The sequence below is a fragment of the Arthrobacter sp. StoSoilB19 genome, assembly GCF_019977275.1.
Taxonomy (GTDB): domain Bacteria; phylum Actinomycetota; class Actinomycetes; order Actinomycetales; family Micrococcaceae; genus Arthrobacter.
In genome coordinates, this window is the sequence record NZ_AP024650.1 from 3,725,752 (window position 1) to 3,738,924 (window position 13,173).

The window sequence follows — 13,173 nt, forward strand, 5'->3', positions numbered from 1 at the left end:
GCAGTGCGCCCGCCAGGTGCTGGGGAAGAAGGGCAGGGCCGTTTAGAGGGCGGGAAGGGCGGGCGCGCTGTCCGCTGCCTTGCCGTCCGCTCCAGGGGCGCTGTCCGCCGCCTCCTTGATGCGGGGCTGCAGGGCCAGGTAGCGGATGTGCTGCCGCGGCCCGAGGATGGCGTACACCCCGGCGCTGGTCAGTCCACCGGCCAGCCAGGACAGGTCCCAGCCGCCCAGCGCCACCGCGATGGGGCCCTGCATGATGGGGATCAGGCCGTACATGAAGAGCCACGTTGCGAAAATCCCGGCCACCAGGGAGATGACACCGGCCCAGTTGACGCCGGGCAGCCGCTTGGTGCCCACGGCGTCGAACAGGCGCTCCGGCTCGCCCGGCCAGCGCTTGTCCAGCCAGAAGTAGTGCACCAGCATGATGCCGCCCCAGGCGGCCACCCAGGCCACCAGGCCAATCAGCCAGGCGTCGAGTACCGCGGCGAAGTCCTCCTGGAAGATGAAGAAGACGACGGCGGCCAGCGAGAAGACGCCGACGAACAGGTTGAGCTTGCGGCGGCTGATGGAGATATCCAGTGCCTGGGTTGCGACGGAGAACGTATAGATGTTGAGGATGTTGGTGGCGATGGGGCCGTGGAGCACCATGAGCAGCACCGGCAGCGCCATGGCGCCGAAGTTGAGGACGATCAGCTTGCCGGGGTCGATCTCCCCGGAGTTGGTGGCCAGGCTGGCGCCCAGGACACCCAGCCAGACCACCGGGATGAACTGGCCAAGGACCGAGGCGAGGTAGACCTTCTTCTTGGGGACGCTGGTGCTGACGAACCGGGAGTAGTCCGCGGCGTAGGTGAACCAGGTGATGCCCCAGCCGATGCCGATGGCGGTCATGACGGCGCTCATGGCGGCGATCCGCTCCGAGCCTTCCAGGATGGCGCCGGCCGGTCCGGCGTAGCCCCAGTCGATGTCCATGCCGAACCAGGCGACGGCCGACATGACGGCCAGGATGAGGATGGTGGGCGGTACGGTCCATTTTTCGAAGGCCGCGATGGCCTTGTAGCCGAACCAGGCGATGGCTACCTGCAGGGCCATGATGAAGGTGGCGACGCCGATCTTCCAGGCGTAGTTGCGGGCTTCCGGGTCAACCCACCCAAGGGTTCCGAAGAGCGCCATGACCAGGTCCAGGATGATCCAGGTGTTCACCGCGCACCAGCCGATGACCAGGAGGGCCTGGATGGCGGCCGGGAGGTAATTGCCGCGCCGTCCGAATGCGGCGCGGGCCAGGACCATGCCAGTGGCGCCGGTCTTCTGGCCCAGGAGGACGAAGCAGCCAAAGAGCAGCATGCCGATCAGGTTGCCCAGGACCAGGACGGTGACGGTGTCCGCCAACCCGAGTCCCAGCTGGATCCCGAGTGCCCCCAGCACCCAGTTGATGGGTGCCAGGTTGGCGCCCGCCCAGATCCAGAACTGGCCGGAAACCTTGCGTGTGCGTGCTGATTCGGGGATGGGTTGGAGCCAGGCTTCGTGGTCCACGGCGTTGTGGTCCTGCGTGGCCTGGCCGGGCTGGCCGTGCGTGGCTGGTGAAAGCTTTTCTTGCATGGGGGCCTCCGTGAGGTGGATAAGTACCAAAAGGCTATGTGGCCCCCATCACAAGGAACAAGATACGATGTGTCGAACAGATTCCCCTACTACGTTACGGACTGTCGTGTCAGTGTTTCTTGGCGAAATACTCGCCCACCCCGCCCTCGCCGCCGCCGATCCCGTGGTCCACCCCCTGGGTGTGGCGGCCGACGCGCAACCGGTCCGCTGGGTCCACTCCAGCGAAGTGCTTGACATTGCACCCCTGCTCCGGGGCGGCGAACTGCTGCTGTGCGGCGGGATCACCCTGGCCACGGCCACGCCTGCCAAGCGCGAGGACTACGTGCGCGAACTGGCCCAGCGCGGGATTGCAGCGCTCGCCATCGAGACCGGTGGCGCCCTGCCGGAGATCCCGGCCAACATGCTCGAAAAGGCCGAGGAATATGGCCTTCCGGTGGTGGAGCTGCGCAAGGTGGTGCCGTTCGTGGGCGTCATGCAGGCCATCAATTCCCTGCTTGTGAGCGAGTCCGTGGGACACCTCCAGCAGGCTGACGCTGCCACCCGGGCCATGGCGGCGGAGCTGGCCCACGGCGCTTCACTCGACAAGATCCTGGGCGTACTGGCCGGCATGACCAGCTCCGCGGTGAAGCTCACCTCCCCCTGGGGAGTCACCATGGGCAGCGCCATGCCCGAGGGCTGGAACGGTGACATTGGCGCGGAAGCCGGGGCGGCGGCAGCTGGCGATACAGCGGACGACGGCGGCTCCGGGCCGGGCGGGCACGGCGGCTTTCACGGCAGGGCCGGCGGAACGGTGATCACCGTGGACATTCCCGTGCGGGGTGTCCTCATGGGCCGCCTGGAGGTGCGGGTTCCGGATGCCGCGGACGTGGCCCTGGCGCAGGTGGCGGGGGAACGCGCCGTGGACATCCTGGGCCTGGCGCTGCTGCAGCACACGCCTCCCGGACTGCATGCTCTGGCTGGCGCCGAACTGATGCGGGCAGTCCTGAACGCAGCTCCGGAGTGGCGCCTTGAGCAGCTGGCCCCGGGTGCCGGCTTCCCCACGGACTCCCCCTCCGTGGTGGCGGCAATCCACGCCGCGTCACCGCAGGAGCTGCGTGGCGCCGTCGAAAGCTTCCTCAGCTCACGGCGCATTCCGTGCGCCGCCTATCTGGATGATGCCGAACTGGTGGTGATGATCGGCCTGCCCTGCGCTGACACTGTCGGTGAACGGCGGCAGCTAGTGGAATCGCTGAAGGGGCTGGAAGGGGACCATGATGCGGTGATCGCCGTCGGTCCCCTGGCCGGCGGCGTGGCGGAAGCCGCCTGGTCCCTGGCCGAAGCCCGCCGCACCCTGGAGGTGCGCCAGATCCGGCGCAGGAACGCGTCGGCGCGCAGGCGCTATCCGGCCCGCGGCCTGGTGGTGGTGGATGCGGAGGACGCTGCCGTGGAGAGCCTGTCCCTGACCTGCCTTGATGCCTCATCACGGGAGGCGTTCGTCAACCGGCAGCTGCGGGCGGTCCTTGAGCATGATGCGCAGCGGCAGTCCCAGCTGCTGGAGACCCTGCAGGTGTGGCTGGACTCAGGCTGCAACACAGCGCAGTCTGCACGGGAACTGCACCTGGAGCGCCAGTCGATGCACCACAGGTTGCAGCGCATTTTCGAGCTGTGCGGCGGTGATCCGCGCGGCACGGGCCGGCTGGCGGCACTGCACCTGGCGGCCCGGATGGCCGGACTGCCCTGACCTGGCAGTACATAGGGGAAGCCCCACCAGCAATGCTGAAGGGGCTTCGACTGTTTTGATTCCGTTATGACGAACATCATCTCCCGAACTTGCGGGAATCCTGGTGCTTCCTGCCTCGTCACCGGCAGACCACCTGGATCAGATCCACGGTGTGTTCCAGGGTTCCCTGTTGTCCGTTCCCGCCCTTCTTTCGAAGAACGTATTAACAGTGTTACGCCTGGTTTTGCGGGGACGCAAGAGCCAAATTTCCAGCGGAGAAAAGTGTTTAAACGCAGAACCTGCAGGTACCTTCGCGATCTCGCTAAGAGACGGCTCGGACATTCTCATGTCCTGAACAACCCGGCGTCATCTGATGGTTACCTGCAGGCACTTCCACTCTACGACCGGCCCCGGCACTCCACCAGAGGTAGAGCGCATTCCGCTTGAACTTTTGGTGTGCGTCCCCTCCACGCGCCCAGCTGCAGCGGCTGACGGGGCCCAGCTGAGCAGGCTCCAGGGGCATTACGCCTTGGATTGGACCACCAGGACAGCACAGGGGGCGTGGTTGACCACCTGGGTGGATACGGAGCCCAAGTGCAGCCCTGGAAATCCCCCATGGCCCCGGGAGCCGACGACAATGAGATCCGCGTCCTTGGCGGCGTCAAGAATCGCCGAAGCAGGTGAATGGGTGTCTACGAGTTGCCCCGAAGCGGTCACGCCGCCATCTGCGGCGGCCTTCAGCGCCTCACCCTGGAGCGTCCGGGCGATGCGCTCCGGAGACTCTTCGGCGGCAATTTCACCTGCGGCCGTTTCCAGGACAGCCGGATACCACGCCATTGGCGGCTTGTTCCAGGCGGTGACGAAGCGGAGTTGGCCATTGCGTTGGCGGGCCTCATCCATCGCCCAGTCCAGTGCTGCCTGGGAGGGTTCGGAACCGTCAAAGCCGACAACAATCAGGAATGGACCAGTGCTGGTCATTCGTCTTTCCTTTCACTGCCCCGAGCCGTACTGGGTCAGAGGGATCAGGGTGCTTTCGCCGGGCCGGTTCCGCGGCCAAGCACAATCCCCACTGCGAGCATGACGACTCCCAGCACCACGTGGAGCCAGTTATCTGAGGTGTTCACCGGGATGAAGTTGGCCGAGGATGCCTGGTCAATCAGGAGTCCGTAGAGCCAAATAACCAGGTAGAGGGCGCCGCCGCCGATGAGGTAGTACTTCGACTGGGAGGCGGTCCTGCCCATGAGCAGGCCGGCTGCTCCAAAGAGGAGGTGAACAATGTTGTGCAGGATGGATACCTGGAAGACACCCAGGAGCATCGCGCCGGAGTCGGGGCCGGCGAAACTCAGTTCCGAATAGTTCGTGGTGACTCCAGGGATGAAACCGAGAACGCCCACCAGGGCGAAAACTGCTCCCGCCGCCAGGGCAGTCATTTCGATGGCCGTGCGGTGGTGACGTGCGCCTACGCCCGGATGTGCTGATGATGCAGACATGGCTTGCTTCCTTGTACGCGGGGAGGGAAATTGTTGTGTTTAAGTTCGGCTGCCGGGGTGGGGCAAGCCTCCCTATGGTTCCAGCTTCGAGCCGGGCGCGTCTTGCCTTCAGAGGCTTTAGTCCTCAGGTATCCATGAATTTCAGGGCTGTGCGTGAGGGCTCCGGGCGGGCGGGTCTTTTGCCCCTGCCAGCCCCGGCTGCACGGGTATTTACTGGATTAATCCGGCCCCTTCCGGGCGTCCTCCGCACCGAATCTGGAGAGTTTTTGTCATGTCTGATCTGCTCAAATGGTCCCCCTTCGCAGCCTCCCGGTGGCCCTCCCCCTTCACGTCTGCCCTGCGCTCCCCGGCGGAGTTGCTGGACTCCATAGAGCGCATGTTTGAGTCACCGGCCAGCCCTGCCCCGATCAGGGTCGAAGAGTTCGTCGACGACAAGACCCTTGTGGTGCGTGCCGAGATGCCCGGCGTCGATCCTGACAAAGACATTGAAGTGACAATGGATGACGGGTTCCTGCGGATCCGCGCTGAACGCCAGGAAAAGGAAGAACACAAGGACAAAGGCAGCTATCGGTCAGAGTTCCGCTACGGGTCCTTCAGCCGGAACATCCCGCTCCCTGACGGGGTCAAGGAAGAAGACATCAAAGCCACCTACACCAACGGGGTCCTGGAAGTCCGCACCCCGTTGCCCGAGCAGGCCCAACCCACCGAACCGAAAAAACTTCCCATCACCCGCGGGTAACGGGCAGTGCCCCAGCCAAGGGACCAGCATCCCCCGACGTTGCAGTTCCTCGGTGCAACCGACACTGTGACGGGTTCCAGATACCTGATCCGTTCACGCGGCCACCGGGTCCTGATCGAGTGCGGTCTGTTCCAAGGCTATAAACACCTCCGCGACCGTAACCGGGTAGCGTTCCAGGTCAGCCCCGCGAACATCGACGCCGTTGTCCTCACACATGCCCACCTGGACCACACCGGGTATGTTCCTGCCCTGGTCCGCGACGGTTTCAACGGCCCTGTCTATGCGACCCCTGGTACGGCAGAACTGTGTTCACTGCTGCTTCCCGACAGCGGTTACCTCCAGGAAGAGGAAGCCCGGTATGCGGACCGCACAGCATCATCAACACATCATCCGCCAGTGCCCCTCTACACTGCAGAAGACGCCGTCCGATCGCTCAACAGTTTCAGGACCCAGGGCTTCGACTCCCCGTTTTCCCTGCCCGGGGGCATCGAAGCGACATTCCTTCCCGCCGGCCACATCCTGGGCGCCGCACAGGTGCACCTCAAACTCGGCGGCAGGACGATCCATTTCACCGGGGATCTGGGCCGCACCCACGACCCGCTGATGTACCCGCCCCGTGACCTTGAGCCCGTGGACGTACTGGTCACCGAATCCACCTACGGCAACAGGGCACATCCCGCGGGGAACCCTGAAACCGAACTGGGCGAGATCATCAGCCGGGTGGCCAAACGACGCGGCGTCATCATGATCGCTGCGTTCGCCGTCGGCCGGGCCGAAACAGTCCTGCTGCACCTCTCACGCCTTCTGGCCAGGAATGCCATCCCCTCCATCCCGATCTACCTCAACAGCCCGATGGCCATTGACGCCTCCGGTATGTACCAGCGCCACCGCGAGGAACACAGGCTCAAACAGCACGAATTCGAAAGCATGTACAAAGTGGCTACGCCCGTCCGAAGCGCTGACGAATCCAAGCTGCTCAACCTTCGCGGCGGACCCATGATCATCATCTCCGCCAGCGGCATGCTCACTGGCGGCAGGATCCTGCACCACCTCGCGGCCTACGGGCCGGACCGGCGCAACGCCATCATCCTCAGCGGATACCAGGCCGGAGGCACGCGCGGAGCATCGCTCGCCGCGGGTGAAAAACACCTCCGCATCTACGGACAGGACGTTGAAATCGGAGCAGAAGTCATCCAAATGGAAGGACTGTCAGCCCATGCGGATTCCGACGAGCTGATCCAATGGATGAAGACCGCTTCCCAGGCGCCGGCCATGACCTACGTCACGCATGGTGAACCGGACGCCGCAGACACCCTCCGGGCCCGCATCAAGCGCCAACTTGGCTGGAAAGCCCGCGTCCCCGAGCACCTGGAAACCATCTCGCTCGAACACCCCAGCTAAAAGACGCAGAACACCGCCACGCCGCTTCAGGTTGTGGGGCGCCCGCCCAGGCGGGTGGTGACTTTGGCGGCGGCGGCCACGCAGGCCTCGCCCAGGCTTTCGAACTGTTCCTTCGATACCCGGAAGCGGGGGGCTGGGATGAGGACGGCGGCCGCTATGTCGCCGCGGTGGTCCCGGACGGGGGCGGCGACGCCAACCTCGTCCATGGACGATTCGCCGTAGTTTCCCGCCCATCCCCGCTCCGCCACATCCTGGAGCCTGGCTTCGTAAGCTGCCAGTCCGGCGTCGTCCAGTCCTGGAAAGGTGATGGTTCCGCTGCGCAGCAGCTCCCGTACCCGCTCGGCCGGGAGGGTGGAGAGGAATACCTGGACGGAGGCGCTCATGGCGTCCCGGTAGCGCGCCCCCAAAGGGGTGGTGTGCTTGATCTGATGGTGGCTGGCGATTTGCTCCACGCAGATGGCCTCATCCCCGTTCCAGAGCATCAGCGCACTGGTTTCCCCGGTCTGCTCGGTCAATTGCCGCAGGACCGGATACGCCACGCGCCGTTCCTCCATCTCGGCCAGCAGCGGCCCGGCGACGGCGATGAGTCCCAGTCCCAGCCGGAACCGCTTGGTTTCGGGGTCCCGTTCCACCAGGTTTTCCTGCTCGAAGGTGGCCAGGATCCGGGAGACGCTGCTCTTGTGCATGCCTACGCGGTTGGCGATTTCGGTGACGCCCAGCAGGGGTTCGTCAGCCGTGAAGGTGCGCAGGACGGCGATGGCATTGACGACGACGGAGGCGCCTTTCGCGTCCGTCCCGCCGTTGGTGCCGGTCCCGTTGCCGTTGCTGTCGGAGGTTTTTGCAGGAGTCATGGTGGACACCATCTTTCCTCATGGACGGCAGAGGCGGCGCCACGTGTCCGTGGCGCCGCCTCCCAGTGTGATGGTTATGCCTGGATGATGTTGTGTTCCGGGCCGAACGGGAACTTGGTGATGTTCTCCACCGTGTTGTCCTCGCCGATGACCAGGATGTCGTGCTCGCGGTAGCCGCCGGCGCCGGGCAGGCCGTCCGCTACCGTGATCATGGGTTCCATGGAGACCACCATGCCGGGTTCCAGGACGGTGTCGATGTCCTCGCGCAGTTCCAGGCCGGCTTCGCGGCCGTAGTAGTGGCTGAGGACGCCGAAGGAGTGTCCGTAGCCGAAGGTGCGGTTGGCCAGCAGGCCGTGGCTGATGTAGATCTCGTTGAGCTCGGCGGCGATGTCCTTGCAGACGGCGCCGGGCTTGATGAGTTCCAGGCCGCGGCGGTGCACCTCCACGTTGATGTTCCACAGTTCCAGGGAGCGTTCGTCCGGCTGGCCCAGGAAGAGGGTGCGCTCCAGGGCGGTGTAGTAGCCGGAGGTCATCGGGAAGCAGTTGAGCGAGAGGATGTCGCCCTGCTGCAGTTTCCGGGTGGTGGCCCAGTTGTGGGCGCCGTCGGTGTTGATGCCGGACTGGAACCACACCCAGGTGTCGCGGACCTCGCGGTGCGGGAACGTGCGGGCGATTTCGTGCACCATGGCCTCGGTGCCGATCAGGGCCACCTCGTACTCGGTGATGCCCTCGCGGATGGCGTTGCGGATGGCTTCGCCGCCCAGGTCGCCGATGCGGGCGCCGTGCTTGATGACCTCGATCTCCTCGGCGGACTTGATCATGCGCTGGCGCATGGCGTCCTGCGAAACGTCCAGGAGTTCCGCTCCGGGGAAGGCGGCGGCGATCTTCTCGCGGGTCAGGCCGGGGAGGAAGTCGTCCTCGACGCCCAGGCGGGAGGCCTTGACGCCGCGCTGGCGCAGTGCCTCCTGCAGGCCGAAGTAGAAGTTGTCGCGGCGCCAGTCGGTGTAGACGATGTTCTCGCCGTAGGAGGTGCGCCAGGGCATGCCGGCGTCGATGTTGGCCGTGACGGTGACGGAGTCGTCAGCGGTGACCACCAGGGCGTAGTTGCGGCCGAACGTGGTGTACAGGAAGTCGGAGTAGTACTTGATGCCGTGGTAGCTGGTGAGGATGACCGCGTCCAGGTCCTTGGCGGCCATGATCCGGCGGAGCCCGCCCAGGCGGCGCTCGAACTCTGCGTCGGAGAACGTGAGCTTGCCCTTGGTGCCGTTGTGCAGGACCTTGAGGCGCTCCAGCTCGGCGATGGATGAGGCGTTGTCGGCAGTGATGGTCACGGGTGTGCCTTTCTAATGGATGCAGCTGCTGCCAGGGCATGCCGCGGCAGGTGATTGCGCTGCAGTTGGTGTTGTTTGTGCGAGGGGTTGGTTGAGGGGCCTCTGGTCGCTCAGAGGTGTTTAAGGGGCTTCCGCGACGTTTCGGCGGCGAACAGCACGGCCACCAGGGATACGACAGAGGCCGCCACCAGGTACCAGCCGGGGGCCAGCTTGCTCTGCGTCAGGCCGATCAGCAGTGTGGCCATGAAGGGTGCGGTGCCGCCGAACAATGCATTGGACAGGTTGAAGCTGACTGCGAATCCGCTGTACCGGACCTTGGTGGGGAACAGTTCGGCAAGGAAGCTGGGCAGGGTGCCGTCGTTCAGGGTGAGCATGCCGCCCAGCAGGATCTGGACCAGCACGATGACCAGGAAGTTGCCGGTGTCCAGGAGCATGAAGGCGGGGACGGTCAGGAGGATGAACAGCACGGAGGCGGTGATCAGCATTTTCTTGCGGCCGAACCGGTCCGACGCGATGCCGGTCAGGAAGATGAATCCGATGTAGCTGGCCAGGGCGATGGTAGTGGCCAGGAAGGATTCGGTGGGCCCGAAGCCCAGTTCCTCGGAAAGGTACGTGGGCATGTAGCTGAGGATGACGTAGAAGCCGACGGCGTTGAGCAGCACTGCCCCGCAGGCAATGATCAGCTGCTTGCGGTAGGTCCGGAACATGTCCAGCGCAGGAGCCTTAGGCGCTGATTCAGCTTGGTCGGCCAGGGCGCGGAAAGCGGGTGTGTCCTCCAGCTTGGTGCGGATGTAGCGGCCGATCAGGCCCATGGGTGCCGCCAGGAGGAACGGCAGCCGCCAGCCCCACTCGTGCAGCTGTTCGGTGCTGAGCACAGAGCTGAGGAGCGCAGCGATCAGGGAACCCAGGAGCAGGCCCGCTGCGGTGCTGGCCGGGACCACCGCGGCGTAGAGTCCGCGGCGGTTGGCCGGGGCGTATTCCACCAGGAAGGCTGAGGCGCCTGCGTATTCGCCGGCTGCCGAGAAGCCCTGCACCACGCGGACCAGGAGCAGCAGGACCGGAGCCAGCATGCCGATGGTTGAGTATCCCGGAATGAGGGCGATGCAGAAGGTGGAGACGGACATGATGACGATGGAGAGCGACAGGGCTTTGCGCCTGCCCAGCTTGTCGCCGATGTGGCCCCAGAAGAAGCCGCCCAGGGGCCGGACGAAGAAGGAAATGGCAAAGACGCCGAAGGTTGCCAGCAGCGCGGTCTGCCGGTCGGCTTCGGGAAAGAATACCGAGGAAATGACGGCCGCGAGATAGCCGTACACGGCGTAGTCGAACCACTCGACGAAGTTGCCGATGAAGCTCGCCGTGACCACCCGGCGTCGAACGTCCTTGCTGGCCACCGGGTTGTCCGCGCCGTGGCCTGCCGCGGAGGGAGCATCAACGTCATTGGCAATGACTCCTGCGACGGGTGAGTTTGATTCGTTACTCATGGAACCACCAGTAAAAGTAGGAGTTGCAGCTGTTGCAACATGGTTGTTTCAAGATAGGCCGTGACGCGTGCCACAGTCAATAGCCGCCGATAAAGTTTCTTAGCTCATTCCACGGAGTGGCAACGCCGTCGCAGGACGAACGCAATCGGCCAGCAATGCCCGATTATGTTGCGTGAGGCGCAACGTTGTTGAGTTTTTGAGTGGCGGCGGAAAATCAGGTCCTAAGACACGGGCGAAAGCCGCCGACCTGCCGCATACTTGCGCCATGGACGACGCAGCGCGAAAACCGGACCGGATCCTGCTCGCGCTGGCGGGCGTTGTGGTGGTGCTGGTGGTGGTTGCGCTGGCCGTGGTATTTACCCGGGGTGAGCCGGCACCGCTGGATAAGGCGAGCCCCGCCGGAGTGGTCCAGCAGTACAGCAAAGCCGTGATCGACGGCGACATCCCCACCGCGCAGTCCTTCCTCACCGAGGGTGCCCGGAGCAGGTGCAGCGGGTCCTACCCGGGCGAACCGCGCCCTGCCCGGGTGGTGTTGATTTCGACGACGGAGCGCACCGATTCAGCCACCGTCAAAGTTTCGATCGTGCGGTCGTCACAGGGCGGACCGTTCGGCCCCTCAGAGTATGAGATGGAGGACGCCTTCTCGCTCCTCAAGGTGAACGGGACATGGATGATCGACCAGCCGCCGTACCCCCTGATGGCCTGCACCGTGACGCCGGTGAAGCAATGACGGCGCCGGCAGCACCATTGGCTCCCGCTCCCGCCAGCGGCCTGGCCACACTTCGCCGCCTGATCCTGTACGTTCTGCTGTTTTCCTTGGTGGTCATCACGGCGTCAGGCCTCAGCGGACTGCTGGAACGGCTGTTCCGAACGGCGTCTGTCCTGGCGGCGGGCGACGTGGCCGGGCTGGCCCTGTCGCTGGCCTTCACCCTGATCGGCGGCCCGCTGGCACTGCTTCTCTGGTGGTTCGTGTGGCGGAGGCTCGACGACGAATCGGAGCGGACTGCGCCCGGGTGGGGCCTCTACCTGACCGGTATGTACGCGGTCTCGCTCATCATCGGCACCACATCGCTGCTGGACCTCGCCTCATCTTTTGTTGATGCGAAGGAAAGCCAGTGGCAGTCCCCGTTGGCCAACGCCCTTGTGTGGGCAGCTATCTGGTGGTGGCACCGGTGGATGTGGAAGCACCCCCGCAAACCGTCATCGCACCTTGAGGACGTGCGCGCCGTCGTCGGCTTCGTCTTTGGCCTGTTGCTGGCCGCCGGCGCTTCGATTGCCGCGCTCAGTACGCTGCTGGATGTCGCCATCCGCGGTTTCACGGCCACCGCCACCTTTGAGCCGTGGTGGGTCGACGTCCTCCGGTCCCTCATTTGGGCCGCCGGCGGAGCAGTGGTGTGGTGGTGGCACTGGTTCCGGGAGGGTGGCCGGCGCTACCAAACGGGGCTGGTGGACGTCACCATCATCGTTGTCGGCATCTTCGTCGCCGGGATCTCCGCTTTGGGCGGGCTGGGTGTCATCCTGTTTGTCCTCCTGCGGCTGGCGTTTGACCGGAGCGACCCGCTGAACGACCTGCTCGAACCGCTCGCCCCGGCCATTGCGGCCGCCGTCATCGGCGCCCTGGTGTGGCGGTACCACCGCACCACGTCCGTCCACCGATCACCCCGGACCCGCCGCGCCAGTCTCCTGGTGACGTCGGCCGTGGCGCTTGCCGCGGCCGCGTCCGGCATCGGGGTGGTGGTGAACGCGTTGCTGGCCGCTGCGGTATCGCCACTGGCCGGTGGTGCCACGCGCACCCTGCTCCTGGGCGGCATCAGTTCCCTCGCCGTCGGCGGCCCGGTCTGGTGGCAGGCCTGGAAGCCGAGGCACCAGCCGCGGACGGCAGCCGATATCCCTCCCGGCCGGCGCGTCTACCTGGTGGCGTTTTTCGGTGTCAGTGCGGTGGTGGCGCTCATTACGCTGCTGGTCATTGGCTACCGGCTCTTCGAATTCCTCCTGGGTGACGTTTCGGGCGGCAGCCTTTTGGACCGGATCCGGGCCCCGCTGGGCCTCCTGGTGGCGGCCGGGCTGGTGGCGGGTTACCACTTTGCGCTGTGGCGGCATGACCGGGCCCTGCTTGCCGCCGCCGCACCCATCCATAAACGGGTGATTGAGCGGGTCACGCTCATCAGCGGCTACGCGCCGGGTGCCGTGGACCCGGAGGCGTTGGCACGTGGCATCGCTGATGCCACCGGCGGCGCCAAGGTGACCACGTGGCTGAGGGCGGACGACGGCGGCGCCGGACTTCCGCCGTCGTCCGTCCTTCCTGCCGGGGTGGAGGACATCGTCCCGCAGGTGGCTGCCGCCCTGGAGGGCGTGGCAGCCCAGCATGTCCTGGTGGTGGCAGGGCCGGGAACCCGGCTGGAAGTCACGCCGCTGGTTGCCGCCGGGGCGGGGCCCTGGAAGGCAGCAACCACAGCGCGAACACGGACCGTTCCTGGTGCCGAGTAGCGTGATACTCAAGATTTGCGCAGTTTATCCCGCTGGTGGATTAACCCTCTTCCTTTGGCATTCCGGGGTGCCTAGGGTGGGCACACACGCTTGCCAAGGGG

At 65.2% G+C, this 13,173-nt stretch carries 11 protein-coding genes; 5 read left to right on the forward strand and 6 right to left on the reverse strand.

What is annotated here, in order from left to right; all coding sequences use genetic code 11:
* Window positions 1-42 precede the first annotated feature (42 nt).
* Complete coding sequence (locus tag LDO86_RS17245) at window positions 43-1,593, reverse strand: cytosine permease (protein ID WP_018770628.1); 1,551 nt, start codon at window positions 1,591-1,593, stop codon at window positions 43-45.
* Window positions 1,594-1,699: 106 nt separating this feature from the next.
* On the opposite strand from LDO86_RS17245, the gene LDO86_RS17250 reads away from it, so the two are divergent.
* Window positions 1,700-3,313: a PucR family transcriptional regulator gene (locus tag LDO86_RS17250; protein WP_018770629.1), complete on the forward strand. Its 1,614-nt coding sequence runs from the start codon at window positions 1,700-1,702 to the stop codon at window positions 3,311-3,313.
* A 501-nt stretch (window positions 3,314-3,814) separates the two neighbouring features.
* On the opposite strand, the gene LDO86_RS17255 is transcribed toward LDO86_RS17250, so the two are convergent.
* Entirely contained in the window at window positions 3,815-4,270 is a 456-nt protein-coding gene (locus LDO86_RS17255) for a universal stress protein (protein WP_018770630.1), read from the reverse strand.
* Window positions 4,271-4,314: 44 nt separating this feature from the next.
* Window positions 4,315-4,782 carry a DUF4383 domain-containing protein gene (locus LDO86_RS17260; RefSeq protein WP_018770631.1) on the reverse strand — a complete coding sequence of 156 codons (468 nt, stop codon included), beginning with the start codon at window positions 4,780-4,782 and terminating at the stop codon, window positions 4,315-4,317.
* 271 nt (window positions 4,783-5,053) lie between these two features.
* On the opposite strand from LDO86_RS17260, the gene LDO86_RS17265 reads away from it, so the two are divergent.
* Together LDO86_RS17265 and LDO86_RS17270 are read left to right on the forward strand one after the other, a co-directional pair.
* Window positions 5,054-5,521, forward strand: coding sequence for an Hsp20/alpha crystallin family protein (locus tag LDO86_RS17265; RefSeq protein ID WP_018770632.1), 468 nt, complete (start codon window positions 5,054-5,056; stop codon window positions 5,519-5,521).
* A 66-nt stretch (window positions 5,522-5,587) separates the two neighbouring features.
* A complete protein-coding gene (locus tag LDO86_RS17270; protein WP_223992714.1) occupies window positions 5,588-6,922 on the forward strand; it encodes an MBL fold metallo-hydrolase in 1,335 nt (444 codons plus the stop codon).
* Window positions 6,923-6,948: 26 nt separating this feature from the next.
* On the opposite strand, the gene LDO86_RS17275 is transcribed toward LDO86_RS17270, so the two are convergent.
* The 3 genes from LDO86_RS17275 to LDO86_RS17285 all read right to left on the reverse strand — a co-directional run bounded on the left by LDO86_RS17275 (window position 6,949) and on the right by LDO86_RS17285 (window position 10,585).
* Window positions 6,949-7,773 (reverse strand): IclR family transcriptional regulator, encoded by an 825-nt coding sequence (locus tag LDO86_RS17275; RefSeq protein ID WP_224084124.1) that lies wholly within the window; start codon window positions 7,771-7,773, stop codon window positions 6,949-6,951.
* A 74-nt stretch (window positions 7,774-7,847) separates the two neighbouring features.
* The gene (locus LDO86_RS17280) at window positions 7,848-9,104 is read right to left on the reverse strand and encodes an aminopeptidase P family protein (RefSeq protein ID WP_018770635.1); all 1,257 of its coding nucleotides are present in this window, start codon (window positions 9,102-9,104) and stop codon (window positions 7,848-7,850) included.
* Window positions 9,105-9,214: 110 nt separating this feature from the next.
* Window positions 9,215-10,585, reverse strand: coding sequence for an MFS transporter (locus tag LDO86_RS17285; protein WP_018770636.1), 1,371 nt, complete (start codon window positions 10,583-10,585; stop codon window positions 9,215-9,217).
* Window positions 10,586-10,850: 265 nt separating this feature from the next.
* Between LDO86_RS17285 and LDO86_RS17290 the strand changes: the two genes are divergently transcribed.
* Both LDO86_RS17290 and LDO86_RS17295 read left to right on the forward strand, forming a co-directional pair.
* The gene (locus LDO86_RS17290; protein WP_018770637.1) at window positions 10,851-11,315 is read left to right on the forward strand and encodes a hypothetical protein; all 465 of its coding nucleotides are present in this window, start codon (window positions 10,851-10,853) and stop codon (window positions 11,313-11,315) included.
* Complete coding sequence (locus LDO86_RS17295) at window positions 11,252-13,072, forward strand: DUF5671 domain-containing protein (protein ID WP_331274156.1); 1,821 nt, start codon at window positions 11,252-11,254, stop codon at window positions 13,070-13,072. The genes LDO86_RS17290 and LDO86_RS17295 overlap by 64 nt, the downstream gene beginning before the upstream one ends.
* The last annotated feature ends 101 nt before the right edge of the window (window positions 13,073-13,173 follow it).

What these genes read in the sequence shown, in the direction of transcription:
- LDO86_RS17265 (WP_018770632.1), top strand. Translation starts at nt 5,054, where the DNA reads ATGTCTGATCTGCTCAAATGGTCCCCCTTCGCAGCCTCCCGGTGGCCC.
- LDO86_RS17285 (WP_018770636.1), bottom strand. Translation starts at nt 10,585, where the DNA reads ATGAGTAACGAATCAAACTCACCCGTCGCAGGAGTCATTGCCAATGAC.
- LDO86_RS17295 (WP_331274156.1), top strand. Translation starts at nt 11,252, where the DNA reads ATGGATGATCGACCAGCCGCCGTACCCCCTGATGGCCTGCACCGTGAC.
- LDO86_RS17255 (WP_018770630.1), bottom strand. Translation starts at nt 4,270, where the DNA reads ATGACCAGCACTGGTCCATTCCTGATTGTTGTCGGCTTTGACGGTTCC.
- LDO86_RS17260 (WP_018770631.1), bottom strand. Translation starts at nt 4,782, where the DNA reads ATGTCTGCATCATCAGCACATCCGGGCGTAGGCGCACGTCACCACCGC.
- LDO86_RS17275 (WP_224084124.1), bottom strand. Translation starts at nt 7,773, where the DNA reads ATGACTCCTGCAAAAACCTCCGACAGCAACGGCAACGGGACCGGCACC.
- LDO86_RS17290 (WP_018770637.1), top strand. Translation starts at nt 10,851, where the DNA reads ATGGACGACGCAGCGCGAAAACCGGACCGGATCCTGCTCGCGCTGGCG.
- LDO86_RS17245 (WP_018770628.1), bottom strand. Translation starts at nt 1,593, where the DNA reads ATGCAAGAAAAGCTTTCACCAGCCACGCACGGCCAGCCCGGCCAGGCC.